The following is a 22,981-nucleotide window of genomic DNA, read 5'->3' as shown; positions in this document are numbered from 1 at the left end:
AAGTTAAGCGATCGCACCAATAAGTGAGAAATAATTTTAATTAAGATTGTACTTGTGTCACAGAGGCGATCGCGTCAGTAAACAGAAGCACGGCGCAAAGCAGCAGAGGATCTGGCGAATATAAATTTGCACTTTCATATTTGATGATAATGAGTGCGATCGCTCAAAAATATCAATGCTTATATCTGCTATTTAAAGATAATCAATTTAGAAATTTATGACTGAGACTTTATTGCTAACTGCTGCACAAAATCACTGTGTGCTTCACTACTCAAACCCTGTCGTAGCATAGCCAAAACTCTTGTCATATCTCCAGTATATAATGCTTGTATATTTAACCACAAACCCGGAAAAACCTGACTTTTAATCACACCATTTTTATCCGGTTCCAATGATATATATTCACCATTTTCTAAGCAAAACCAATCTAGTTTATTTTCTAAAATTTGCCAGACAATATATTCCTTTACTCCGTTGCGACGGTAGGCTTTCTTTTTATCATATAAATCATTAGCGGCACTACTTGCGGCAACTTCAGCAACTAATTCTGGTGCGCCTTCGATGTAGTCATCTTCACTAATGCGTGCTTGTCCACCCAATATTTCATCAATTAACAATACAACATCAGGCTGAGGTTCGTTATCTAAATCTAAGCGGACTGTGGTATTATCACCTAACTCCACACCTGGGGTGGAAACTTTATAAGTTCCTAACCAGATGATCAAGTCACCATGAGGTTTTCCATGACTTCTGAAACGTAAGGGTGATGCCACGTAGACGACTCCTTCTATTAGTTCTGCTTTTTTAGTATGTGGCATGGCGTGATATCGACGCTCAAATTCATGGCGAGTGAGTCTATCCCCACTTTCTAAAGGTGGGATAAGTGAGTTTTTGCCTAGGTTATGCTTGATTGATGCCGTCATGAGCAGATTCCTGGAAGGAATGTCTTTACATCTAGTATACCGATGATTGTTCTGAGGAAAATCAAGGCAGGCGATCGCCCAAAGCGTACACTAAAAGCGATCGCCTTATTAAATTAGAGAAAACCAATTTAACCAAGCGTCCCAATTTTCTACTATTTGGGCAAATTCTGTATAGCCTCCTGCTCTGGGATGAACCCCGTCATGATTTTTTGCTTCCTTTACCCAGATATTTGAATTTTCTAATATTGGAAAAACGTCTAAATAAGGTATATGAAATTCTTGACAAATCAAAGCAAACTGTTTGGATAAATTGGTAGTTCTCTGCTTTCTTTGAGGGTCTTCTTCATCTACATAAGGCGCAGGCCCAACCATTAACACAGGATATAACTGTTTAGCTTCACTTAAAATTTTGCTAGCATTTTTGATAGACTCTGTAAAACTCACACGGATTTGACCATTTTCCAGAGTCGTGTCATTCAGCCCAAAAGAGAACACAACTCTACCGTCATATTCTTGAGGCAATCGAGCTGATACTTCTTGTATCCAGCGCTTTGCTATATCAGTACTCGTATCTCGCCTAATTCCTAAATTATAGTAAGTAATGTCATAACCTTTTTTATTAGCATTAACGCATATTCTGCCTGTCCAACCGAGACATTCTGGATCGCCAGTCCCGTTGACAAAAGAGTCACCAACAAAACAAATTCTCACTTATCGTAGAACCTAAAAAAACGCAGAGACACGCGGAGGAAAACGCAGAGTAGCTCCGCGTTCCTTTGCGTAAACCTCTGCGTGTCTACCCTGCCCTGCGGTAAGGCGTTCGCGTAGCGTCTCGTAGAGAAGCGCCTATGCGTTTAAAACAAATTAAACAAGAGAGGCAGATAATTCCACCTCTCATATTAATTACTTAAAGCGTGTAAACTTTAGTATCTGCTGGTGTTGGGTTTGTGAACAAGAAAGCTGAGAACTTGGCACTGCTTGATGTTATCAAAACCCACAACACGGATATAGGAGTTGCTAAACTGAGAACGGCAGCCTTGGACTTCGCTCAGTACTTCTTGAGTGGATTTAGCACCAAACAAAGGCAGTTTCCACATTGTCCAGAATAATTCCGTTGGCTCAGAAGTTTCGTTAAACTCGATCGCAGGAATATAACCTTGACTCAAAATATATTGGATCTGCTTGGCAATTTGAGCGTCAGAAAGGGGAGGCAGATAAGAAAGGGTTTCGTAACGACGCTCTTTTGGTAAAGTTTGCATAGCTGTTGATGATGGGTTGCGATTTTTACTACTGGTTGACTAACTAACTGGATGAGTTATCCAAGTTCTGATCTAAGGTTGTTTGCTGTTCTGATTGCAGACTGGGGTTTAATGTATCAATTAGTGTGATGCGTTCTAGATGCTGGCGACGCTGTTCTATATTGGCTTGCTGAATGCCAGTACAAACCATTTCCGGTAAAAATTCCGCGATTTCCTCCGCAATGTGTTCCCTGACAGTCATGATCCGCAATGCCAAATCTGGCTTTTCTCGGAACAGTTGCTCAATGTATGCTTCTCCGTCCTGAATTTTGCCAGCAGAAAAGTTATGCAGCCAAAGTTCTAATGGAGGATTAGTCTCGCCTAGCTGTGCCAGTACTGTCCTTAGAGCCTGATAAGTCAGGTAGCTTTGGAGAGTCTTGGCTGTGTCTTTCGCAATTTGCTTGAGATTCATGCTTGACCCCAGCCCTTAAAAGTATGAAGTATGAAGGATGAAGGATGAAGTGATTAAAGTAATTTAACATTCAGCCTTTATCCTTCCACCTTCAGCCTTTATCAGACGGTATCCATTGCTTCAAACTCGAACTTGATTTCTTTCCAAAGTTCGCAAGCAACGGCCAATTCAGGAGACCACTTAGCGGCTTCGCGGATAATGTCGTTACCTTCACGAGCCAAGTTGCGACCTTCATTACGAGCTTGGACACAAGCTTCTAAAGCTACACGGTTAGCAGTAGCACCAGGAGCATTACCCCAGGGGTGTCCTAGAGTACCACCACCAAATTGCAGTACGGAGTCATCACCAAAGATTTCTACGAGTGCCGGCATGTGCCAGATGTGGATACCACCGGAAGCAACTGCCATTACACCAGGTAGAGAAGCCCAGTCTTGGGTAAAGTAGATACCGCGAGACTTGTCTTGCTCAACATAGTTTTCACGTAGTAGGTCAACGAAGCCCATTGTGATCCCACGTTCACCTTCCAGCTTACCAACCACTGTTCCAGTGTGGATGTGGTCACCACCGGACATCCGCAGCGCTTTAGCTAAAACGCGGAAGTGGATACCATGGTTCTTTTGACGGTCAATAACGGCGTGCATAGCACGGTGGATGTGCAGCAACAGACCGTTGTCACGACACCAATGAGCCAATGTGGTGTTGGCGGTGAAACCTGCGGTGAGGTAGTCGTGCATGATGATGGGCATTTTGAGTTCTTTAGCGTACTCAGCCCGTTTCAGCATTTCTTCACAGGTGGGAGCGGTGACGTTTAGGTAGTGACCTTTGATTTCACCGGTTTCAGCTTGAGCTTTGTGGATAGCTTCAGCAACGAACAAGAAGCGATCGCGCCACCGTTGGAATGGTGCGGAGTTAATGTTTTCGTCGTCTTTGGTGAAGTCCAAACCACCGCGTAAGCACTCGTATACAGCGCGTCCGTAATTCTTAGCCGAAAGACCTAATTTGGGCTTAATTGTACAACCCAGCAAAGGACGACCGTATTTGTTTAACTTGTCACGCTCAACTTGGATACCGTGGGGAGGTCCTTGGAAGGTCTTGAGGTAAGCTACAGGAATCCGTAAGTCTTCCAGACGCAGCGCCCGCAATGCTTTGAAACCAAATACGTTACCTACAATAGAGGTCAACATGTTGGTTACAGAGCCTTCTTCAAACAGATCCAGGGGATAGGCAATGTAAGCAATAAATTGGTTATCTTCGCCGGGAACTGGTTCAATATCGTAGCAACGACCTTTGTAGCGATCTAGGTCGGTGAGCAAGTCTGTCCATACAGTTGTCCAAGTACCAGTGGAAGACTCAGCCGCCACAGCCGCTGCGGCTTCTTCGTAGGGAACTCCAGGCTGGGGTGTAACCCGGAATGCCGCCAGAATATCTGTATCTTTGGGTGTGTAATCAGGTGTGTAATAAGTTAGTCTGTAATCTTTAACACCGGCTTGATACCCAGTTTTGCTCTGAGTCTTAGTTTGAGCGTAAGACATATTTTATCCTTCCCAGAAGTCATCTTTTTACTTATCAAATTACGTGCCGTGCAACTTCTCCTCACCCCCGCTCTTTCCGCCCTCCAGCGAGGAGAATATCAGGGAAATTTCCTGCTAGGGGTTGCCTTTAGTAGAGGGTAGCAGTCTTTCTGCGGCGGACACTTTGGTAGCGGTGGTAAGCCTCCTCACCCGTGTAATCCCCTTCTAAGGGCACACGACCTAGCGCTTATACTTTCCCCTCGTCCTGCTAGTATCAAAATTTTTTTATCTTTTTCTCGCACCCTACTAAACCTTTTGAATTCCACCAAAACTACCCGCAAAGTGCGGCAATATATTAGATAATTTTCCTACAAATCGGGGCATTCAGGGGAGTGGGCTGGCTGGCACACGTTCTTGCCTCTGTATTTCTCTTATCTTTTCCCTTGACAGAAAAAAGACTACAAGAGAATTTACTTGACAGCGGAAAGTCTGAACTGAGGTTTTTGAGAACTCTAAGCGCCGACTTCCAAGAAGTCAGAGCGGGAGCTTCCTCCGCTTTTAACTTCGGTGGGCGAACAAAACTTTCCCACACAGAGATTTAACACAGTTGTGAGCGTAAAGATAAAAAATTGCACACCACGTAATTTGTAGCTTGTTTCACAATATATCAAGAATTCGATAAGTTATTGTTTGAAACTTTTTAACTTAAATATATAGATTTGTTATTACATAAAGATTTAAACATTTTGTTAAGAATGATTTACAAAGGTTCATCTCTAACTGTATGGAGCCTTTATTTACAAGAGTTTCTTGATCTGCGAGAAGATAATTGCGATGCTTTTGGAGCTTTGAGCCTGAGAAAAATTACCTATGACGTTTAAAAAATTCAAGCTAGGGGAACACTGAAATTAATCCAAAGCCAGCTTAGGTAATGGCTATGGGTATTGTCTCCCAAGGAAATGTCACCGTGGTATTAATTCGCAAGCGTACTAATTTATTGATTACTTCTATCTTGCTGGGGTTGATAGGTTTGCCAAGCATGAGTATTGTAGCAATGGTAACTCCAGCGAAGGCACAAAAAATAAGTAATAGTGTTCCGTCACAAAAAACCCCTGACATGGAGCCGTCTAATTTAACTCCTGCTTATCCGGCTTCCCCACCGCCACCACAAGTAGATTCCTTACCCAATCAGCGGGGAGTGCAAGAGCATACGCAAGAAACCGATTATCGTGTTAGCAACTTGCTGGCAGATTTTACAGGTAATCTCTGGGTGGGTTCTTGGCGAGGATTATCGCGGATTGACCCTAATACTGGCAAGATTATCGCTCGTGTTAATTTACCGAATGTTGCCATTGGTGCTTTAGCCCAAGACAAAGTTGGACGCCTGTGGGTGGGAAGTTATGAGGGACTGATAAGAGTAGAACCCCGCACTAATGAAATTACAGCGCAGAATTTATTTTTGCCTTCCAAACGAGTATTGTCACTATTACTTGACAAACGGGGTTATTTGTGGGCTGGAACTGATAACGGCTTAGCTTTAATTAGTCCCGACCAAGGCTTGATGATGACAACATTAAAAAATCTACCTGGTGTTAGCGCCAACACCCTAACTTTAGATGCTGAAGGTCAGTTGTGGGTCGGCACGCTTGATGGATTAGTGCGGGTTAATACTGCCAATGCTTTGATAATGAAGCGGATTGGTGATTTACCAGGAACAACTGTACAAGCTTTAGCCATCAGTCCAGAAGGGTTAATTTGGGCGGGAATGCCCAATAATTTGTTAGTTATCAACCCAACAACTGGAGTTGTGTTACGGTCTGTAACCCGTCTGCGTGGGCGTGAGGTTACTTCGGTGCGTTTTGCCAAAGATGGTAGTATCTGGGTCGGGACTAACAATGGTTTGTTACGATTAAATCCAAATACAGGAGCTGTGTTAGACGAAGAAGTTACCGGACTTCCTTCTAGTCGAGTTCTTGCTCTTGTGTCTGATGTTGGCAACAAATTGTGGATTGGGACTAGTGAAGGTTTGGCTTGGTTAATGCCCAAAATGGGCAGTGCAAAACCCCATATTGCTTTCAGTCGCGCCGTTAAGTAGGGATTGGGGAATGGGGAATGAGAAGAAAAGACTACCCCTTCTCCTGATCTGTTTTACTCAGCACTCATTACTCAGCACTAAAAAAAAATGGTAGTCACCACCCAGCAATTAATTCAATGGAAACAACAGGGACGTTCAATTGTGGCGTTAACTGCTTGGGATTACGCGATCGCTCAACTCCTCGACGCCGCTGGTGTAGACTTAATCCTCGTGGGAGACTCAATGGCAGCAGTTTTAGGGTATGAAACAACACTACCAATCACCCTAGAAGAGATGCTGTATCATGCCAAAGCTGTGCGCCGTGGAGTAAAACGCGCATTAGTAGTGGTAGATTTACCATTTTTGACGTATCAAGAAAGTCTGCAACAAGCGATGCACTCAGCTGGGCGAGTACTGAAAGAAACAGGTGCTCAAGCGGTAAAGTTAGAAGGAGGGTATCCAGCGATCGCAGAAACTATCGCCAGATTAGTAGAAGCTGGAATTCCCGTCATGGGTCATGTAGGTTTGACACCACAATCAGTACATCAACTTGGTTTGCGACAACAGGGTAAGACCCAGGAAACGGCTGAGAGAATTTTACATGAAGCGATCGCTCTACAACAAGCGGGTGTATTTTCTCTAGTGTTAGAGCATATACCCGCAGATTTGGCAATGCAGATTACCCAAAAACTTAGCATTCCTACTATTGGTATTGGTGCAGGACAAAATTGTGATGGACAAGTTTTAGTTACCTCTGATGTCCTCGGACTTGCAGAGAAGCATCCCCCCTTTGCCAAAGTTTATACAAATCTGCGGGAGACGATTACCAAAGCCGTGCAAGATTATACTATGGAAGTGCGAGAGCGAAAGTTTCCATAATAAATAATCAGAAGCCATTCTCTAAATGTGAATTGATATTAGGAGTAGTTCTATGGTTCTACAAGTTCACCCGATCCAAAAAGAACCAACTGTTACTTGGGAGCCACTTCCAGCCGACTTCATTTTACCTGACGATCCAGTGGAAAATATTCAGCAACCATCTCTTGCTGCGGCGCTTACCGATGCTTTGGGAAGCTCAGGACGCATCCAACCTCAGATGCTGATTGGCTCTAATTTTGGACTCGTAGCCACAGTCAACAAAAAAATTGTCGTCAAAGCACCAGACTGGCTTTACGTCCCTCAAGTGCAGCCTGTAGCCGCCGATGTGATTCGTCGCAGTTATACCCCGAATTTAGAAGGCGCTGCTGTGGCTGTGGTGATGGAATTTCTATCAGACACCGAGGGTGGAGAATTATCAGTCCGCTCAAGTCCACCCTACGGTAAGCTCTATTTTTATGAGCAGATTCTCAAGGTTCCAACCTACGTAACCTACGATCCCTACGAACCCAGTTTAGAAGTGCGCTGCTTGCAAAATGGACAATATAATTTGCAGCAAGCAGATGTTAATGGACGTTTTTGGATTCCTGAGTTAGAGTTATTTCTCGGAAATTGGCAAGGTGAAAGATTGTGCAAAACTATGAATTGGCTGCGGTGGTGGGACAGAGAAGAAAATTTGCTGTTATGGAGCAGCGAACAAGCTGAACAAGAACGCCAACGTGCTGAACAAGAACGCCAACGCGCTGAACAAGAACGCCAACGCGCTGAACAAGAACACCAACGCGCTGAACAAGAACACCAACGCGCTGAACAAGAACGCCAACGCGCTGATATATTAGCAGCTAAGTTACGTGAGCTAAATATTGACCCTGATGCGATCGCGTAATTAAAAAAATAACAGTAAATAATAATTGCTCCCTGATCTCCTGACATCAGTCAAGGAGACATCAGCATTGAAATTCCATGAAACAGCAAAAAAATCAATTTAGTCATCTCACAGCAATTGAAAGAACTTACCTATCATTCCCTGCAAAGTTTTTATTAAATCAAAACTTGCTTCAAGGCAAAATTTTAGATTTTGGTTGTGGCTTTGGTAACGATGTTAAAGTATTGCGCCAAAAAGGTTGTGATATTACAGGTTATGATCCTTATTATTTTCCGGATTATCCTCATGATAAGTTCGATACAATAATTTGCTTTTATGTTTTAAATGTTTTATTGCCTGAAGAACAAGCTAATGTTCTTATGGAAGTGTCGCACTTATTAAAACCAGGTGGCAAAGCTTATTATATCGTGAGAAGAGATATCAAGAAAGAAGGTTTTAGGGAACATTATGTCCACAAAAAGCCTACGTATCAATGTATTGTAAAGCTTCCTTTTCATTCAATTTATTTAGATGAAAATCGGGAATTTTATGAGTATATTCATTATAATCACCAACGCAATTCATTGAATAATTGTATATTTTGTAATCCTTATAAAAAGTTAAAGTTATTAACTGAATCAGCCACTGCTTATGCTATTTTCGACGGTTATCCTATAAGTAAAGGACATATTTTAGTAATTCCTAAACGTCATGTTGGTAGTTATTTTGAACTACCATTTAAAGAACAATCTGCTTGCTGGTTTATGGTGAACAAGGTACAAGAAGTTCTCAAAACAGAATTTGAACCTGATGGCTTTAATGTTGGAATGAATATTAATCGAGAAGCAGGTCAAAATATTATGCATACCAGTATTCATATCATTCCCCGTTACAAAGGTGATACTGTCAGTACTAAAAGCGGAATCAGGAATGTCATTCCTACACAGCGGTTTTAAATTTGGTATCAGATGACAGGCGGCTTGAAACGCAGGTGGTCAAACAAACCTTTGAACACTTTTATATAGACTAAAAAAAGTGGTGAAAACGTCTATAATTTTACAAAAAACGGTGTTTAAAACCACAAAAAAACACTTGATTATAATTTAGGTTTAAGAGGATGTTTTAAAAGTTTTCGCCGAATATAATTCGCTACTACACAAGCAAATTCTACCTGCATGAACTAACACCAAATCAAGGGTTTGTTAACCTGCGGAGGCTAGTTTTGTCTCGTGTAGCCAAGCCACTGTGTTGGTGTTAGCGTTCGCGCAGCGTCTCGTAGAGAAGCGGTAGCGAGTCTTCTCCCAAGGGGAGACGCCAAGGGCGAACGAGCGTCAAGGATTCCCCGACTTGTAGCAAGTGGCGCGTGATTTCTAATGGTCAAGATACATGAAAACGGACTTTTCAAACATCCTTTAATACTGTCATTAGGTTCTCGAAGTGGGCGATGTCTTTTTTTTGCTCTGTGGGAATTTTTGTAGTGATAGCTTATAGCACATACTTTTACTGCTGTTGCTATACAATTGTTCACTAAATAATAACAGCCGGATCAATACTTTTTCTTGGCTTTATGCGTCACCAATTCACCTTTATTCTAATTTTACTGCTTTCACTGAGTATTATTACACTTTGGTGGCCCATCAATGATTCTGATTGTAACTCTGAGGCTTTTTGGGCATCAAAAACCCAAAAATTCCAAGTACAAGCTACTAAGGTTGTTGTTCAACCCTGGCATGGAAAACATCAAGTATATGGTATTTTTATAGTTCCCAATGAATATAAGCAAACTCCATTTTTTGTGTTGACAGTTAAAGGTGCTAGTAACCACTGCTCAAGACCATTTGGCTACAGCCAGAACTTTGATGACATCTCTGCTGAACCGGGAACTCATCTAGTGAGATACTTTGTTAGAACTCGCATTGCTTTGCGGCTCATTCTCCAAGGTTTGTACTTTCAACTCAATGATAAACAAAACTGGACTTTAACTTTTCCTCGATCAAAGAGTAGTCAGATACCATTGGGGTAGGGAAAAGGTTAAAGGCGAAGAATATTCTTTTTCCTATTTTAACCCTTACCCTTTTCCCCTCTTCGGTAAGGTTGATAGTTGAGTTTGCAAAACCTTACTCTGTTCTAGCAATGTGGTAGTAGCGTTTACCACAATCTGGGCTGCTCCCTTAAAAAACGATCGCTCTATGGTAGCTGGGATATCGCTGGGTTGATGGTAGTGGGGAGTACGGAGATTGGCAGTATCAGTTACCAGTACTGCACCCACTCCCTGATACCAGAATGGTGCATGGTCACTACGTAAAGTATCAGGTGCTAGCAAACCTTTAAGAGGAATCGGCAATGTTAGGACTGGTGGAAGATTTGATCCCTCCTTATTTAAAGCTGTTGGAGGGTTCATCTGTGAGTTTTGAAAAGCATTCAGCAAAGGTAAATGTTCGGTATCACCAACTACTGCTAAAAAATCGCCTTTGTCACTAGGTGGAGTAACAGGTAATCCAACAGGATACTGCTGACATCCAGCAGTGTAGCAAGCATATCCCACCATATCCATAACAATTACCCCACGCAGATTTTGCAAGCGTGTCGCTTTGCTCACAAAAGCTTTACTACCCAAAAGTCCTGCTTCTTCTTTGTCAAAAAAAGCTAACTGCAAAGTCCGTGGCGTTGGACGTGAACCGAAAAGTCGGGCAACTTCCAACACCACAGCCATACCACTGGCGTTATCATCAGCACCATGAGATAAAGCAACAGTATCGTAATGCGCTGCTACAAGAATAGCTCCGGCTGCTTTGTCTGTCCCCAAGCGTTCGGCAAAGATGTTAACACCTTCAGAGAAGTTTTCTAGCTTGGGTTTCCAGCCTAATTTTTTCAGTTCAGTTGTAATATAAGTGCGAGTACGCGATCGCTCTGCTATGGTATAACGCTGAAAATTTAACTTTTCGATGTGAGCTACCAATTGCCCCGCAGATACTTGCGGGGCAATTTTCACTTTCTGCAACTCTGGCTGTGGTTGGGCTGTTTCTACTGGAATGCTCTCAACAATTTCAGGCGAGGGATGCTGAAACAACCCGTTGAGGGCAGTACCCCTACTACCCACTACAGCAACTGCTATCAACACCAATAGCATCAGCCAAATCCATTTTTTCATGTGAATTTATTTCTGTCTCCCAGACTTAGGGTAACGCGAACTTCTTTGCTAAAAGCCACGCTACAGGCAAGTTTGACCGCTTGTCTTTTGACAGAAGCGAAAACTTGAATTAAAGTTCCGCACAAAGATGCTGCTGTTAATTACTATGTTCCCAAAATTTTTCTTGGCATCGACTGCATTAGTTTTCCTCACGATACTAGGGAATAGTTTGACAATTGCTAGAAGTGATACTCTAGATGGCGATCGCGTCAATAATCACAAAATCATCGAAATTACTCCCGCTCAACCTGTGCCATCACTGGAGTTGCACGTGCAACATGCCATGAATTAATCAAAAATTTCTGAGTTATGAGCAGTCAAGACTATTCTCAAGACTCAGGACTAATACCATTTTGGATTTTGCGGAAAGTATCAGCTGAGGTGACTTTGTAAGAGTTTCTTCCGTACATAAACTTTCCAAAACGCGATCGCAATCATTTCTCCAATTGGTATAAGAACTTTATCTATGCTAGATTTATTGCTCATCATTACCCTGGGGTTCCTGGGCAGTTTCGGACATTGCTTTGGGATGTGTGGCCCCCTAACAGTGGCGTTTTCCCTTTCTCATCAGCAGAAAACGCCCAATTGGCGACAGCAATTTAAATTTCACACCCTGCTAAACCTAGGGCGGATGTTGAGCTATGCTCTAGTCGGTGCTGGCATTGGGGCACTAGGTTCGGTATTAGTAGAAAGTGGACAGCTAGCGGGTGTTGGCAGCGATTTACGCCGTTGGATGGCAATTATCACTGGTGTGATGCTGATTTGGTTTGGGTTAGGACAAATTAAACCTGAGCTACTACCACGTATTCCCGTGTTACATCCCTTATTACAGGGCAGTTTACACAATCGCCTGAGTGCAGGAATGCTCAAGCTTTCCTTACAAACTAGATGGTGGACGCCAGCACTTTTGGGAATGACTTGGGGTTTGATGCCTTGTGGGTTTCTATATACTGCCCAGATTAAAGCCGCAGAAACCGGGAATTGGTGGATGGGCGCAGCAACTATGCTAGCTTTTGGCTTAGGAACCTTGCCCACTATGTTAGGTGTAGGCGTCTCTACGTCATTGGTAAATAAAGACAGGCGTAGTCAGTTATTTCGGCTAGGTGGCTGGGTTACTATCACCATTGGCCTCATTACTTTGCTGCGAACTGGTGACACAATGGTAGACTACACCGGGCACGCTGCATTGATCTGCTTAATAATGACCCTAATCGCTCGCCCCATCAGTAAGTTGTGGGCGTCGCCTCTGCGTTACCGTCGCGCTCTGGGAGTGGGAGCTTTTGTACTTTCTGTGGTTCACACCGCCCACATGCTGGAACACTCATTGCAATGGAATTTTGCCGCTTTCTTTTTCTTACCGTCAGAGTTTCAGTGGGGCATGGCTGCGGGTGCTGTAGCATTAATATTAATGACCCCCGCTGCTTTCACAAGTTTGGAATCGTTGCAGAAATCTTTGGGCAAGCGTTGGCGACAGATTCATCTATTGGGTGTGCCAGCTTTGCTCTTGAGTGCCATTCATGCTGTACTAATTGGTTCCCATTACTTGGGTTCCTTACAATCACATTGGGGGAATAAATTAGCGGCAGTGCTGATGGGAATTGTCACCCTTGGTGTGTTGCTAGTGCGTTCGCGCTTGTTTTGGTCAAAATTAACTCTTGAAAAGTTTTATGTCCCCCCAAAATCCCGGTAAACCACACTTTCCTAACTCAACCAACAAACATCTAACGAGTCAAAAGCAAAGGCATAACCAAGGAACAATAAAGTATTTATTATTGTTGAATTGCTTAGTTATATCGATAACTAATATTCACGCCGCCTCTGCCCATAGTGTGAAAATAGCAGCAGATGTCGGCGGTACTCTCCACATTGAACCAAATGATAATCCCCGTGCTGGGGAACCCACACAAGCCTGGTTCGCGCTTACCCGCAAAGGCGGAAGGGTGATTCCCCTAGCACAGTGTAATTGCCAGCTAGCTGTTTATGCCCAACCCTATGCACCAGGAGAGCCGCCACTACTGGAGCCATCCTTGAACCCTGTGGCGGCTGAGCGGTATCAAGGCATACCAGGTGCAGAAATTGTCTTCCCCAAGCCAGGGATTTATCAGCTGCAACTGAATGGTAAACCAGTCTCTGGAGCAAGTTTCAAACCTTTTAAGTTCCAATTTGAAGTTACCGTAGCCGCTGGAACTTCTAATAGTTCACAAGATTTGCAAGATGTCAATAGCGGTGTAACACAAAGTGAATCTAGACAGTTACCACTTTTAGCGATCGCCCTCCCCATTTTGGGATTTGTCGGTATCTTGTTTGTCGTCCTGCAAAGTATGAGAGGGCGTAGGGAGTAGGGGAGGAGTGCAGGAGAGAGAGAGCAGGGGAAGAGTATAATTGCGTCTCTACTCCTGTCTTTTAGCTCAGCACTCAGGCAGGACTCTACTGATGTCGCTGTTGATGCCACTGCCATGCGTGAGCGACTATATCTTTGATGGATGGGTACTGAGGTTGCCAGTTGAGGATGGTTCTAGCTTTTTCGCTAGAGCCGATGAGAGTTGGTGGATCGCCAGGACGGCGATCGCGTTCTTCTACTGGTATCGAAACTCCTGTAACCATCTGGGCAGATGCAATTACTTCTCTAACAGAGAAGCCGTTACCATTGCCCAAATTGAAAATTTCACTCTCGCCACCTTTTAATAGATATTCCAATCCCAAAACGTGAGCGTCTGCCAAGTCACTCACGTGGATATAATCGCGAATACAAGTACCATCAGGCGTCGGGTAATCAGTGCCGAAAATCGAGATGGAATCCCGTTTGCCTAAAGCTGTCATCAGTACTAAGGGAATTAAATGGGTTTCTGGATTATGATCCTCGCCCAGCAATCCACTGGGATCAGCACCAGCAGCATTAAAATAGCGGAAACGCACCGATTTAAAATCATAAGCAACATCAAAATCAGAAAGAATCCGCTCCACCATCAGCTTAGTAGCGCCATAGGGATTGATCGGATTTTGGGGATGGTTTTCTGGAATCGGCACATATTCTGGCACACCATAAGTGGCGCAAGTAGAAGAAAAGACAAATTTCTTCACAGAGGCTGCGAGCATGGCTTCTAACAGAGTTAGAGTACCCAGAACGTTGTTACGGTAGTATTTGGCAGGATCAGTAACCGATTCTCCTACGTAGGCATAGGCAGAAAAGTGCATCACAGCGGCAAGATCGCGGGTTTTGAATAGGTGATCTAGCAGCGGGCGATCGCTTGTATCACCCACTATCAGTTCTACCTGTAAAACCTTTTCTACCAAGTCCCGATGTCCATACACCAAATTATCAAGTACAAGAACGTCATAACCCGCTCGCTTGAGAGCAAGCACTGTATGGGAACCAATATATCCAGCTCCCCCTGTCACTAGAATGGTAGGCTTTCCAGACGACATAGTTTTTCCTTTTGAGTTGATAATACTCAATTAATTTAATTCACTGGTGCCACATTACTCATGTGGAAAATTTCAAATAATGGACGCAGTATCAAAAAATTGCACTAAAATCACTACGACGGTAGTCTTTTGGTGTGAGGTTAGAGGTATTTTAAGTCAGGTAATGGTGCGATTACAGTTTGACGATAAAATAAGTCCACTTCCCGAACGCTCTAGGCTGACTGCACCAGAAAATTCGAGAGTTAATCTATGTTTTTACTGCTAAGCCGGGTATTGCTGTGGCTGCTTATTGGCACTATCGTATACTCTCTGTTCCAGAGATTCTATCCTTCCGGAACTTTTGTAGGACGATTAGTTTTAGTTATTCTGTTGATAGTCGTAGCTCTGTCGTTTATCAACCCCAATGAACCAGCTGTGGCGTCGTTGTGGAAGATGGTATCTTTCCCGCTCAAGCCTTTAGGAGCCTCTGTTTTGCTGATGATTTTTGCTGCTCAGAGGATTAAAGGAGGAGGAATAGATAAACCAGGAGGTTACTTAGTAGGTTGGGCGCTAACAATTTTACTGTTGGCAAGTACACCAGCTGTCGCCTACTTTTTGTATAGGGCACCTCTAGTAACAATGGCAGGTGATAACTACGCAATTGCTACACCTACATCGGGGACACTCGTGGCATTAGGTCAACAAACCACTACAGCAAGCATCTCAGATGTATTAGGAGATAGCATCCTTTCTCAGATGAAAGTGCCTCCCTACTTGTTGCAAGGAAATCCTCAAGATATTCGGACACGTGGTTTACGGATTGAAGACTTTGTACCCAGTGCGGAAACGTTGCAATTTACAACGAGAACTTGGGAAAGTTATCTCACCGAAGTTTACAGATTTTTGCGGGTTCAGCGGTAATCCAGTTAAAAAAGGAACTATCAAAGGAGTCAAAAGTCAGAATATTATTCCTCTCGCCGCTATCAAGCACAGACTTATCAGCAGTTAGTCTAGGATGATAAAGTTGCAAAATTGCTTTAATGGCAAAATCTCGAAGAATCGCTAAACTTGGTGCTTACCTGCGTCCCCATTGGCGGGAGGCTACTTTAGGTATTCTTGCTCTGTTGTCTGTCAATGGGCTGGGCGTTTACATACCCTTGTTGATTCGCTCAGCAGTTGACCAACTATCGGGAACCTTCAGATGGAATCAAGTCCTACATTACGTAGTGCCAATCGTTTTACTTAGTTCAGCGATGTGGCTAATGCGTATGGCTTCCCGCATCTGGCTGTTCGGAGTGGGGCGTCAGGTAGAATTTGATCTCAAACAACGGATTTTTCAGCATTTACTCAAGCTGGAGCCGTCTTATTTTGCCAGCAACACTGCCGGTGATTTGATTAGTAGGGCTACCAGTGATGTGGATAATATCCGGCGGTTATTAGGTTTTGCCGTACTCAGTTTGGCAAATACGATTTTTGCTTATACGCTGACGCTACCAGTGATGCTATCGATTAGTGTAGATCTGACGTTAGCATCATTGGCAGTTTATCCTCTAATGTTCTTGTTGGTACATCTGTTTAGCAATCGCTTACGTAAACAACAAGCATCAGTACAGGAAAAACTCTCCGATATCAGTGAACTCATCCAAGAAGATATCAGTGGCATGGCCCTGATTAAAATCTACGCTCAAGAAGAAAATGAGCGCCGAGCTTTTGCTAAGAAGAATCAACAGCTATTGACGGCTAACTTGGAACTGGCAAAAAGCCGAAATACACTGTTTCCATTAATAGGTGGACTAGCCAATGTCAGTTCGTTGGTAATTATTTGGCTAGGAGCGACGCGTATGTCTTCTGGGACGCTTGCTGTTGGCGACTTTTTGGCACTGTTGATTTATGTAGAGCGTTTAGTTTTTCCTACTACTCTTTTAGGATTCACAATTACTGCTTACCAACGAGGTGAAGTTAGTATTGACCGCCTTGAGTCTATCCTCACTGTCACACCAAAAATTCAAGATGCAACTGATGCCGTACATCTATCACTGGATAAAGTTAAAGGAGAACTGACAGCTAAAAATCTCAACTACGCTTACCCTGGTGCTACTACCCCGGCTTTAGAAAATGTCAACTTTAGTATTGCTGCTGGGGAAACAGTGGCAATTGTTGGAGCAATTGGTTCTGGGAAGTCAACTTTGGCAAATGCTTTGCCGCGCTTGTTGGATATTGAGGCGGGGCAGTTGTTTTTGGATGATTTGGATATTACGAAGATAGCATTGGCAGATTTACGAAGTGCGATCGCCTATGTTCCTCAAGATAGCTTTCTATTTAGCACTACAATCAAAAATAATATCCGCTATGGCGACCCAGTTAGTGAACAAGAAAATGTAGAAGCCGTCGCCAAACTTGCCCAAATTGATGCAGAAATTAGTAATTTTCCCCAGCAATATGAAACCATCGTTGGTGAACGTGGTATTACTCTTTCTGGCGGTCAGCGGCAACGTACTGCCTTGGCTAGGGCAATGCTGGTCAATGCTAAGTTGTTAATTTTGGATGATGCTCTCTCTAGCGTAGATAATCAAACAGCAACACAAATCCTAAACAATCTCTCTAGTGGTACACAGCGCAAAACAGTAATTTTTATTACACATCAATTATCTGCTGCTGCTGCTGCTGATCGAATTTTTGTAATGGAAAAGGGAAAAATTGTCCAAATAGGTAATCACTTAGAACTTGTGCAGCAAGAGGGTCTTTACAGAACTTTGTGGAGTCAGCATCAAGTAGAAGAATTATTGCGTTAGTTTTTTGAAGATTTGGATTGCATTATCCACAATTACCAACTCACCTGGGCGTAGCATTGGAATTAAGCAGGTTTCCAGCCATCATAAGTATATAGCAAATATACAGCAATTTAGTACTTACTTCCAAAAGTCGGACTTCGCTTCATCAGTAACTCGCAGCTGCTTCATTTTTTAGTGCTTTTGTTTTGAGTTCTTTTGCCGCCGCCGACTAGCTGCTTTGATTTCATCAGCCAGTTCATTCGTAGAAGTATAAGTAGTAAATTCTCCCTGCGATATTTGATCTATTCCTAGTTGAACCTCACGGCGCAACTCTTCAAGTCTAAGTTTGCGTATGTCTTCACGTTCCTTGAGTAGCCTTAACCCATCGCGGATGACCTCACTTTGCGATTGATATAATCCGCTAGCAATGAGTTCGGCGACAAAATTATCAAATGTCTGACCTAGATGTACGTTCATAAGCAATCTCTAGAAACTGTTTTCTCTACAGCCATACTGTCAATATTAACAAGAATTGTCAATTTTTGTTACTCTAGTTGAAAAAACAGATATACCAATACCTACAACGCAATAAACATATTCGCTCTTCTTTGCTATCTGACTACTTAACAGTTGTTCTTTTTCTGCGCCTTTTCCTGCCAGTGATATCCCTCTGCTAAGAAAACAGAATGGTTTCTTAGCAGAGGGATAATTAGCGTGCTGAGTTCGTTGCTGGTAATGTCAATTGGTCGAGTTTTTTCGATTTCAGCAATAGCTGATGGGTAATTGCTCTTGGGGAAAGGTTTAAGCAATTACCCATTTGGAACTCTTCATTTAAAAAGCTCCAATTCGGCCAAATAACACGTAGAAGGTTTTTGCAATTAACAACAAATCATACAGAGGATACCAATTTTCTTGATATCGCAGATCTAAGTCAACTATTTGTTCAAAATCTTTCACTTGAGAACGACCACTAACTTGCCATTCACCTGTTAAACCAGGCTTGACATTTAAGCGTTTCCAGTGATGGTGGGTATATTTCATAACCTCATCACCCGTAGGCGGACGTGTCCCTACTAAACTCATTTCGCCTACCAAGACATTCCAAAACTGAGGTAGTTCGTCCAAGCTAGTGCTTCGCAAAAAGCGCCCTATCTTTGTTATTCGGAAATCATTCTTGTTTTTAAAGATGAGTCCGTTAGCTTCGTTACTCACTAAAGATTTTAATTGTTCCGCATCACTGACCATTGAGCGGAATTTCCGAATCCGAAAGGGTTGACCTTGGAGTCCGTAGCGTTCTTGAGTGAAGAAAATTGAACCACGGCTATCGATTTTAATGGCGATCGCTATTGGCACAAACAAAATCGCCAAAACCAATAGTCCCACCAAACTCCCTGTGATGTCCAAACAACGCTTAAATTTAGACTGTACCGAGGGATGCTCAGTGTACTTTAATTCCCATGTTTTAGAATTTGCGCTTGTGCAAATACCTGTTACTCGTGTTTGATACATTGTCAGGTCAAATAAATATTATTTAGTGCCAAAAGTATAATTGCTTAGCTTATTATGACTATAGACTTAGCGTTATTGAAAGTGATTCATCTTTACCGTATATTTACTTAATCTTCATCAATATTCCGGGGATCACGGCTTTATATAAATTTACGATAAACCAAATACAAGTATGTCTTAGGGAGTTTGACTTAAGTATTCTAAGTTTAAATAAAAAATTATTAAACCCCGTCTATTTTGAAACCTGGAGTTTTTAAGGAGAGTGTATTATTCTCTTGTGGCTTGAGTTCTGAGCTTTACTCTAATTCCAAAAAACTATGGTTTTCAAGGTAGACGCGGTTTAGTACTAAATTTAACTACTAAATAAGTAATATTAAAAGTTGAATTAGCATCAAGCTGCTGTCTTAACAACAAGTAATATCTTAGAACATAACTTCGTATAATAATCAGAAGTAAGCCAAACAAATCTCCCGAAGAAAGTATCAGATAACCTGTGTTGCCACATAACAAATATAAATAGATAGAAGTTAAGTTAAGGCATCTAAATTATAAGTTAGTGACACAATAATGCCTCTATAATTAGGCAAAAGTCAGTCGAGAGTAAAATCAAAACTAGTATAGGAATGGTAGTGGCTATTTGGTAGTTATAATAGTATTAAATTATTCCAAACTTTATTAGTAATTCTACTAAGATAATCTCTCAAAGTTAGGGTGGTAAAGAAATGATTTCAGCAGGGATTGAAGCAAAAATCAGTCGATTGGAATCCATTGTTGAGCAAATTGGAGAAGCAGTACTTTCTACAACTGAGACAATTGAACGCCTCGCAGAACGATTGGAGACTCTCAGCGTGCAAGTCGAAGCACAGGGAAAGCAAGTTCAGCAACAAGGCTATCAAATTTTTGCTTTATGTGATGCTGTACAAATTCTTGCTGAATCTCAGGATAATTCACTACAAAAACTCAACCAACTAACAAAAACTTTAGATCAGCTGACGTCATTAATTCAAGGGTCAGATTGAGTGGCAGTTATCAGTTATCAGCCTAACAACTGTAGTAATCTGGTTTGATTACTGAATCACTCGTAGAGACAGGGAATTAGGAATAGGGAATATGGAATAAGTATTGAAGGAGGCAGGAGGCAGGAGGCAGGAGGCAGAAGGTTTTTTTTTTCACTTATAGGATTCAAATCCCTCCTGAAAAAGAGCCACCAAATTGAAAATTTGGAGGGGGTCTTAAACCCTTGCTCCCTCTGGTCGCGGCAGTCTTGCTGAGGGCAGTTTTCCTCCAGCAAAGCTGCCCTCAGCAAGACTGCCTTCTTCGATAAATGTGTAATGAATTTTTTTCAAAAATCAAATAAGAATCCTATAGTTACTATTTACTGATAACAGATGTTAAACCCTTAACTGAGTTACGGCGATGTTGCCAGAAAAACATACATCCACATCGCTACCAGGAGTGCGATCGCGCTTACTATATTCCCCCACATAATAAAAGTTTTCGCCATCAATGCGATAGTTAATCGGCAAAGGTTTAGTACAAGGTTTACAAAACACTACTTCTGGAGAGGGTTCTCCCTGTTGCAAATGCGGTAGATTCACATTCCAGTAGCTTCCTGCTTCCAGGGGACGCTTGAGTAAGTCCACTAAAACTTCAGCGGTTAAGTTTGCAGCCATATCCCAATCAAAATTCAGCTTAGCTTTGCGATAGTGAGAAATGGCAATTCCCGGAATACCATGCATTGCGGCTTCTCGCACAGCAGCAACAGTTCCAGAAATGTAAGCATCCACTCCTAAGTTGCCGCCAGCGTTAATACCTGATAAAACAAATTTGATATCTTTGCTAATTTGTGTAATTGCAATTCTGACACAATCGGCGGGAGTGCCGGCGATCGCATACTCGGTATCAGAACGCCGATGGAGGTTGATGGGGTGAGTTGTGGTAACTTGATGTCCGCAGCCCGATTGATGGTCTTTAGGAGCTGCGATAATTGCATTTTTGTCGTTCACAGCTTTGGCCAGAGCTTGAATACCAGGAGCATCGATACCGTCGTCGTTAGTTAAAATTAGGGTCATGTATAGTAATGCGATTTGATTTGTGAACTGACTCGTAGAGATAGGGAATAGTTTGTATGGTGGGCATTGTAATACCCACCATACTGTGATTTACTCATAAAAAACCTGCTGTAATAGCTGCGATCGCCACTTCCTAAATTATTTTGCTGTTGCAAAGTGCTGCATCTACGCCCGTCGTAGACATTGCTTGCTACATTCAGTAGAAGAATGTAGTTATCATGCCTTAATTCAGCCCCGCAGGAAGATTTGTCGCAGATATAAAAAAACGTGGATAATTGCGCCAAAAATTTTCATCATAATTATGATAATATTTCTAGATGGTTTGCAAATTCCGCCCTCAATATTTGGGTTAATTCCCGAAAAGGGCGGTATTTTTTGTCACTAGCTTTATAACTGGCGTTGGAAGTTAACGTTTGTAGTGACAATCAGGAAATATTTGTGCAATAAAAACTCCAGAATAATATCTATTTGCTAGCTCTATCAAAAACTTCTTGTTTGAGAAAAACATGAACAAGGTGATTTTTACAGTAGTTGTATAGTATTTTTGGTGCAAGTCTGTCTTAGAGTTTATACAATGAAACAGCTCCTCAAGCAAGTATTTAACAGTCAAAAACACCTGATTAGGCTACTTCTACCCTTAGTGACAATCATTCTAGCGGTTTCGCTGTTTGTCACACCCGCTTTAGCCACAGGTGTGTATCAAATGCCCAACCTTGTAGCTAATGACCACACCTGGATTGTAGATCAAGGTGAAATTATCAGCCGTCTGAATGAAGGTAAAATTGGCAGCGTCTTAGAGAATTTGGCAAAGCAAACTGGTAATGAAACTAGAATCGTCACCATTCGCCGCCTAGACTACGGAGAAACACCCGAAAGCTTCGCCAAAGCATTATTTGAAAAATGGTTTCCCACTAAAGAAGCCCAAGCCAATCAAACCTTATTGGTGCTGGATACAGTTACCAATGGTACCGCCATTATTACCGGAGATAAAGTCAAATCATTGCTAACAGACTCTATTGCCGAGAGTGTAGCAACTGAAACATTGAGTGCGCCATTACGGGATGGTAACAAATACAATCAGGCATTTTTAGATGCTAGCGATCGCTTAGTCGCCGTCCTTTCTGGCAATCCTGATCCAGGCCCACCCAAAATCGCTGATAAAGTACAGGTAGAAGGCACTTTTAAAAAAGCAGGAGAAACCGACCGAGGTAACGCCACTGCTTGGGTAGTAGGACTGTTAATTGCCGCGACTGTTATCCCAATGGCAACTTACTATATCTACCAGATAAATCAGCCGTCATCTGATGGGTAATGTGACACGATAAAGGATGAAGTATAAAATTTCATCCTTTTTTCTAATCTTGAATATACTCTTGCCCTGCCACTAAAGCCATCTCAGCTCGGACAAATTCTCGACCTAAATAGGCTGCATGGTCTAACTGAGTTACTGGACAGGGCTGAGTTTCTTCAAAAATCTTCACGCAAAGTTCTTTCGCCGTCCTCCCACTAAAAACTGTCGTGTGAGTTCGTTCCACTTTTCCTTTTGCGGGAATTACCTTTCCTGTTTTTGGATCGACAGCTAAACCACGCTCATCAATCACATTTGTGAAATGCTTGGCATAAATTAACTTTGCCTGTTGATCCAAGTAGATAATGAAATATCCACCAGGGTCAAGGTCAATATGACGCCCAGAAAGTTTATTATCAATTGCCGCTAAATCTTCAACCATCAAATCCATAAGCATTCTAAAAAGCAAATTTCTTTCTTGAGGTTTTTACACTTTATATCAAGTGTAATTCTTATCTTCCATAGCATTCTTTATATCTTTAAATATATTATTAAACCTCATCCATCTTGAGAACTGGAGTTTTGCCAGAAGAAATATTACTCTGAAGAAGTAGGTGTAGTAGAGAACAAAACGAGGATGCTTAAAGTAGAGTGCGCTCGTTGGAATCAAAGTAGCTCAATATTGAGACAAGAGGCGTTAAAAGCAAATCATGCTCGTACCCGCGAACGTTTGATGGCACTGTATGAGATATGTAATGGAAAAAGCGCAACACAGGTAGGTCGGGAA

General features: G+C 42.3%; 23 protein-coding genes. 12 read left to right on the top strand and 11 right to left on the bottom strand.

Going from position 1 to position 22,981, the window contains the following annotated elements; genetic code table 11:
• Nucleotides 1-215 precede the first annotated feature (215 nt).
• From IQ246_RS13450 to IQ246_RS13430, 5 genes are all read right to left on the bottom strand, one after another.
• On the bottom strand, nucleotides 216-923 hold the full coding sequence (locus tag IQ246_RS13450; RefSeq protein WP_194003801.1) for a Uma2 family endonuclease: 708 nt from the start codon (nucleotides 921-923) through the stop codon (nucleotides 216-218).
• Nucleotides 924-1,031: 108 nt separating this feature from the next.
• Nucleotides 1,032-1,634, bottom strand: coding sequence for a GDSL-type esterase/lipase family protein (locus tag IQ246_RS13445; RefSeq protein WP_194003799.1), 603 nt, complete (start codon nucleotides 1,632-1,634; stop codon nucleotides 1,032-1,034).
• 212 nt (nucleotides 1,635-1,846) lie between these two features.
• Entirely contained in the window at nucleotides 1,847-2,182 is a 336-nt protein-coding gene (locus IQ246_RS13440; protein WP_194003797.1) for a ribulose bisphosphate carboxylase small subunit, read from the bottom strand.
• Nucleotides 2,183-2,225: 43 nt separating this feature from the next.
• A complete protein-coding gene (locus IQ246_RS13435) occupies nucleotides 2,226-2,633 on the bottom strand; it encodes a chaperonin family protein RbcX (protein ID WP_194003795.1) in 408 nt (135 codons plus the stop codon).
• Nucleotides 2,634-2,734: 101 nt separating this feature from the next.
• A complete protein-coding gene (locus IQ246_RS13430) occupies nucleotides 2,735-4,165 on the bottom strand; it encodes a form I ribulose bisphosphate carboxylase large subunit (protein ID WP_194003793.1) in 1,431 nt (476 codons plus the stop codon).
• Between the two features lie 910 nt (nucleotides 4,166-5,075).
• Between IQ246_RS13430 and IQ246_RS13425 the strand changes: the two genes are divergently transcribed.
• The 5 genes from IQ246_RS13425 (at nucleotide 5,076) to IQ246_RS13405 (ending at nucleotide 9,982) form a co-directional block, all read left to right on the top strand.
• Complete coding sequence (locus tag IQ246_RS13425) at nucleotides 5,076-6,239, top strand: two-component regulator propeller domain-containing protein (protein ID WP_194003792.1); 1,164 nt, start codon at nucleotides 5,076-5,078, stop codon at nucleotides 6,237-6,239.
• Between the two features lie 87 nt (nucleotides 6,240-6,326).
• Nucleotides 6,327-7,097: a 3-methyl-2-oxobutanoate hydroxymethyltransferase gene (gene panB / locus IQ246_RS13420; protein ID WP_194003790.1), complete on the top strand. Its 771-nt coding sequence runs from the start codon at nucleotides 6,327-6,329 to the stop codon at nucleotides 7,095-7,097.
• A 52-nt stretch (nucleotides 7,098-7,149) separates the two neighbouring features.
• Complete coding sequence (locus tag IQ246_RS13415; RefSeq protein WP_194003788.1) at nucleotides 7,150-7,980, top strand: Uma2 family endonuclease; 831 nt, start codon at nucleotides 7,150-7,152, stop codon at nucleotides 7,978-7,980.
• Nucleotides 7,981-8,057: 77 nt separating this feature from the next.
• Nucleotides 8,058-8,915 (top strand): HIT family protein, encoded by an 858-nt coding sequence (locus IQ246_RS13410; protein ID WP_194003786.1) that lies wholly within the window; start codon nucleotides 8,058-8,060, stop codon nucleotides 8,913-8,915.
• Nucleotides 8,916-9,526: 611 nt separating this feature from the next.
• On the top strand, nucleotides 9,527-9,982 hold the full coding sequence (locus IQ246_RS13405) for a hypothetical protein (protein ID WP_194003784.1): 456 nt from the start codon (nucleotides 9,527-9,529) through the stop codon (nucleotides 9,980-9,982).
• 45 nt (nucleotides 9,983-10,027) lie between these two features.
• Here IQ246_RS13405 and IQ246_RS13400 read toward each other — a convergent pair whose 3' ends face one another.
• A complete protein-coding gene (locus IQ246_RS13400) occupies nucleotides 10,028-11,110 on the bottom strand; it encodes a M28 family peptidase (protein WP_194003782.1) in 1,083 nt (360 codons plus the stop codon).
• A 163-nt stretch (nucleotides 11,111-11,273) separates the two neighbouring features.
• Between IQ246_RS13400 and IQ246_RS13395 the strand changes: the two genes are divergently transcribed.
• The 3 genes from IQ246_RS13395 to IQ246_RS13385 all read left to right on the top strand — a co-directional run bounded on the left by IQ246_RS13395 (nucleotide 11,274) and on the right by IQ246_RS13385 (nucleotide 13,491).
• The gene (locus IQ246_RS13395; RefSeq protein ID WP_194003780.1) at nucleotides 11,274-11,441 is read left to right on the top strand and encodes a hypothetical protein; all 168 of its coding nucleotides are present in this window, start codon (nucleotides 11,274-11,276) and stop codon (nucleotides 11,439-11,441) included.
• A 174-nt stretch (nucleotides 11,442-11,615) separates the two neighbouring features.
• Nucleotides 11,616-12,839, top strand: coding sequence for a sulfite exporter TauE/SafE family protein (locus IQ246_RS13390; RefSeq protein WP_194003779.1), 1,224 nt, complete (start codon nucleotides 11,616-11,618; stop codon nucleotides 12,837-12,839).
• The gene (locus IQ246_RS13385; RefSeq protein WP_244142021.1) at nucleotides 12,817-13,491 is read left to right on the top strand and encodes a hypothetical protein; all 675 of its coding nucleotides are present in this window, start codon (nucleotides 12,817-12,819) and stop codon (nucleotides 13,489-13,491) included. The genes IQ246_RS13390 and IQ246_RS13385 overlap by 23 nt, the downstream gene beginning before the upstream one ends.
• A gap of 85 nt (nucleotides 13,492-13,576) precedes the next feature.
• Here IQ246_RS13385 and galE read toward each other — a convergent pair whose 3' ends face one another.
• Entirely contained in the window at nucleotides 13,577-14,575 is a 999-nt protein-coding gene (galE, locus tag IQ246_RS13380) for a UDP-glucose 4-epimerase GalE (RefSeq protein ID WP_194003777.1), read from the bottom strand.
• Nucleotides 14,576-14,824: 249 nt separating this feature from the next.
• On the opposite strand from galE, the gene IQ246_RS13375 reads away from it, so the two are divergent.
• Both IQ246_RS13375 and IQ246_RS13370 read left to right on the top strand, forming a co-directional pair.
• Nucleotides 14,825-15,475, top strand: a complete 651-nt coding sequence (locus IQ246_RS13375; protein WP_194003775.1) for a hypothetical protein — start codon at nucleotides 14,825-14,827, stop codon at nucleotides 15,473-15,475.
• A gap of 119 nt (nucleotides 15,476-15,594) precedes the next feature.
• Nucleotides 15,595-17,346, top strand: coding sequence for an ABC transporter ATP-binding protein (locus IQ246_RS13370; RefSeq protein ID WP_194003773.1), 1,752 nt, complete (start codon nucleotides 15,595-15,597; stop codon nucleotides 17,344-17,346).
• A 171-nt stretch (nucleotides 17,347-17,517) separates the two neighbouring features.
• On the opposite strand, the gene IQ246_RS13365 is transcribed toward IQ246_RS13370, so the two are convergent.
• Both IQ246_RS13365 and IQ246_RS13360 read right to left on the bottom strand, forming a co-directional pair.
• Entirely contained in the window at nucleotides 17,518-17,802 is a 285-nt protein-coding gene (locus IQ246_RS13365) for a type II toxin-antitoxin system ParD family antitoxin (RefSeq protein ID WP_194003771.1), read from the bottom strand.
• A 354-nt stretch (nucleotides 17,803-18,156) separates the two neighbouring features.
• A complete protein-coding gene (locus tag IQ246_RS13360) occupies nucleotides 18,157-18,834 on the bottom strand; it encodes a sugar transferase (protein WP_194003769.1) in 678 nt (225 codons plus the stop codon).
• Between the two features lie 722 nt (nucleotides 18,835-19,556).
• Here IQ246_RS13360 and IQ246_RS13355 point away from each other — a divergent pair.
• Nucleotides 19,557-19,853, top strand: a complete 297-nt coding sequence (locus IQ246_RS13355) for a hypothetical protein (protein ID WP_194003767.1) — start codon at nucleotides 19,557-19,559, stop codon at nucleotides 19,851-19,853.
• 372 nt (nucleotides 19,854-20,225) lie between these two features.
• On the opposite strand, the gene surE is transcribed toward IQ246_RS13355, so the two are convergent.
• Nucleotides 20,226-20,906 carry a 5'/3'-nucleotidase SurE gene (gene surE, locus IQ246_RS13350; protein ID WP_194003765.1) on the bottom strand — a complete coding sequence of 227 codons (681 nt, stop codon included), beginning with the start codon at nucleotides 20,904-20,906 and terminating at the stop codon, nucleotides 20,226-20,228.
• A gap of 574 nt (nucleotides 20,907-21,480) precedes the next feature.
• Here surE and psb32 point away from each other — a divergent pair.
• Entirely contained in the window at nucleotides 21,481-22,218 is a 738-nt protein-coding gene (gene psb32 / locus IQ246_RS13345; protein ID WP_194003763.1) for a photosystem II repair protein Psb32, read from the top strand.
• Between the two features lie 43 nt (nucleotides 22,219-22,261).
• On the opposite strand, the gene IQ246_RS13340 is transcribed toward psb32, so the two are convergent.
• Complete coding sequence (locus tag IQ246_RS13340) at nucleotides 22,262-22,645, bottom strand: DUF4346 domain-containing protein (RefSeq protein WP_194003761.1); 384 nt, start codon at nucleotides 22,643-22,645, stop codon at nucleotides 22,262-22,264.
• Between the last annotated feature and the right edge of the window lie 336 nt (nucleotides 22,646-22,981).

The organism is aff. Roholtiella sp. LEGE 12411, assembly GCF_015206995.1.
Classification (GTDB): Bacteria; Cyanobacteriota; Cyanobacteriia; order Cyanobacteriales; family Nostocaceae; genus Komarekiella.
This window is presented reverse-complemented; position numbering and strand designations above follow the sequence as displayed.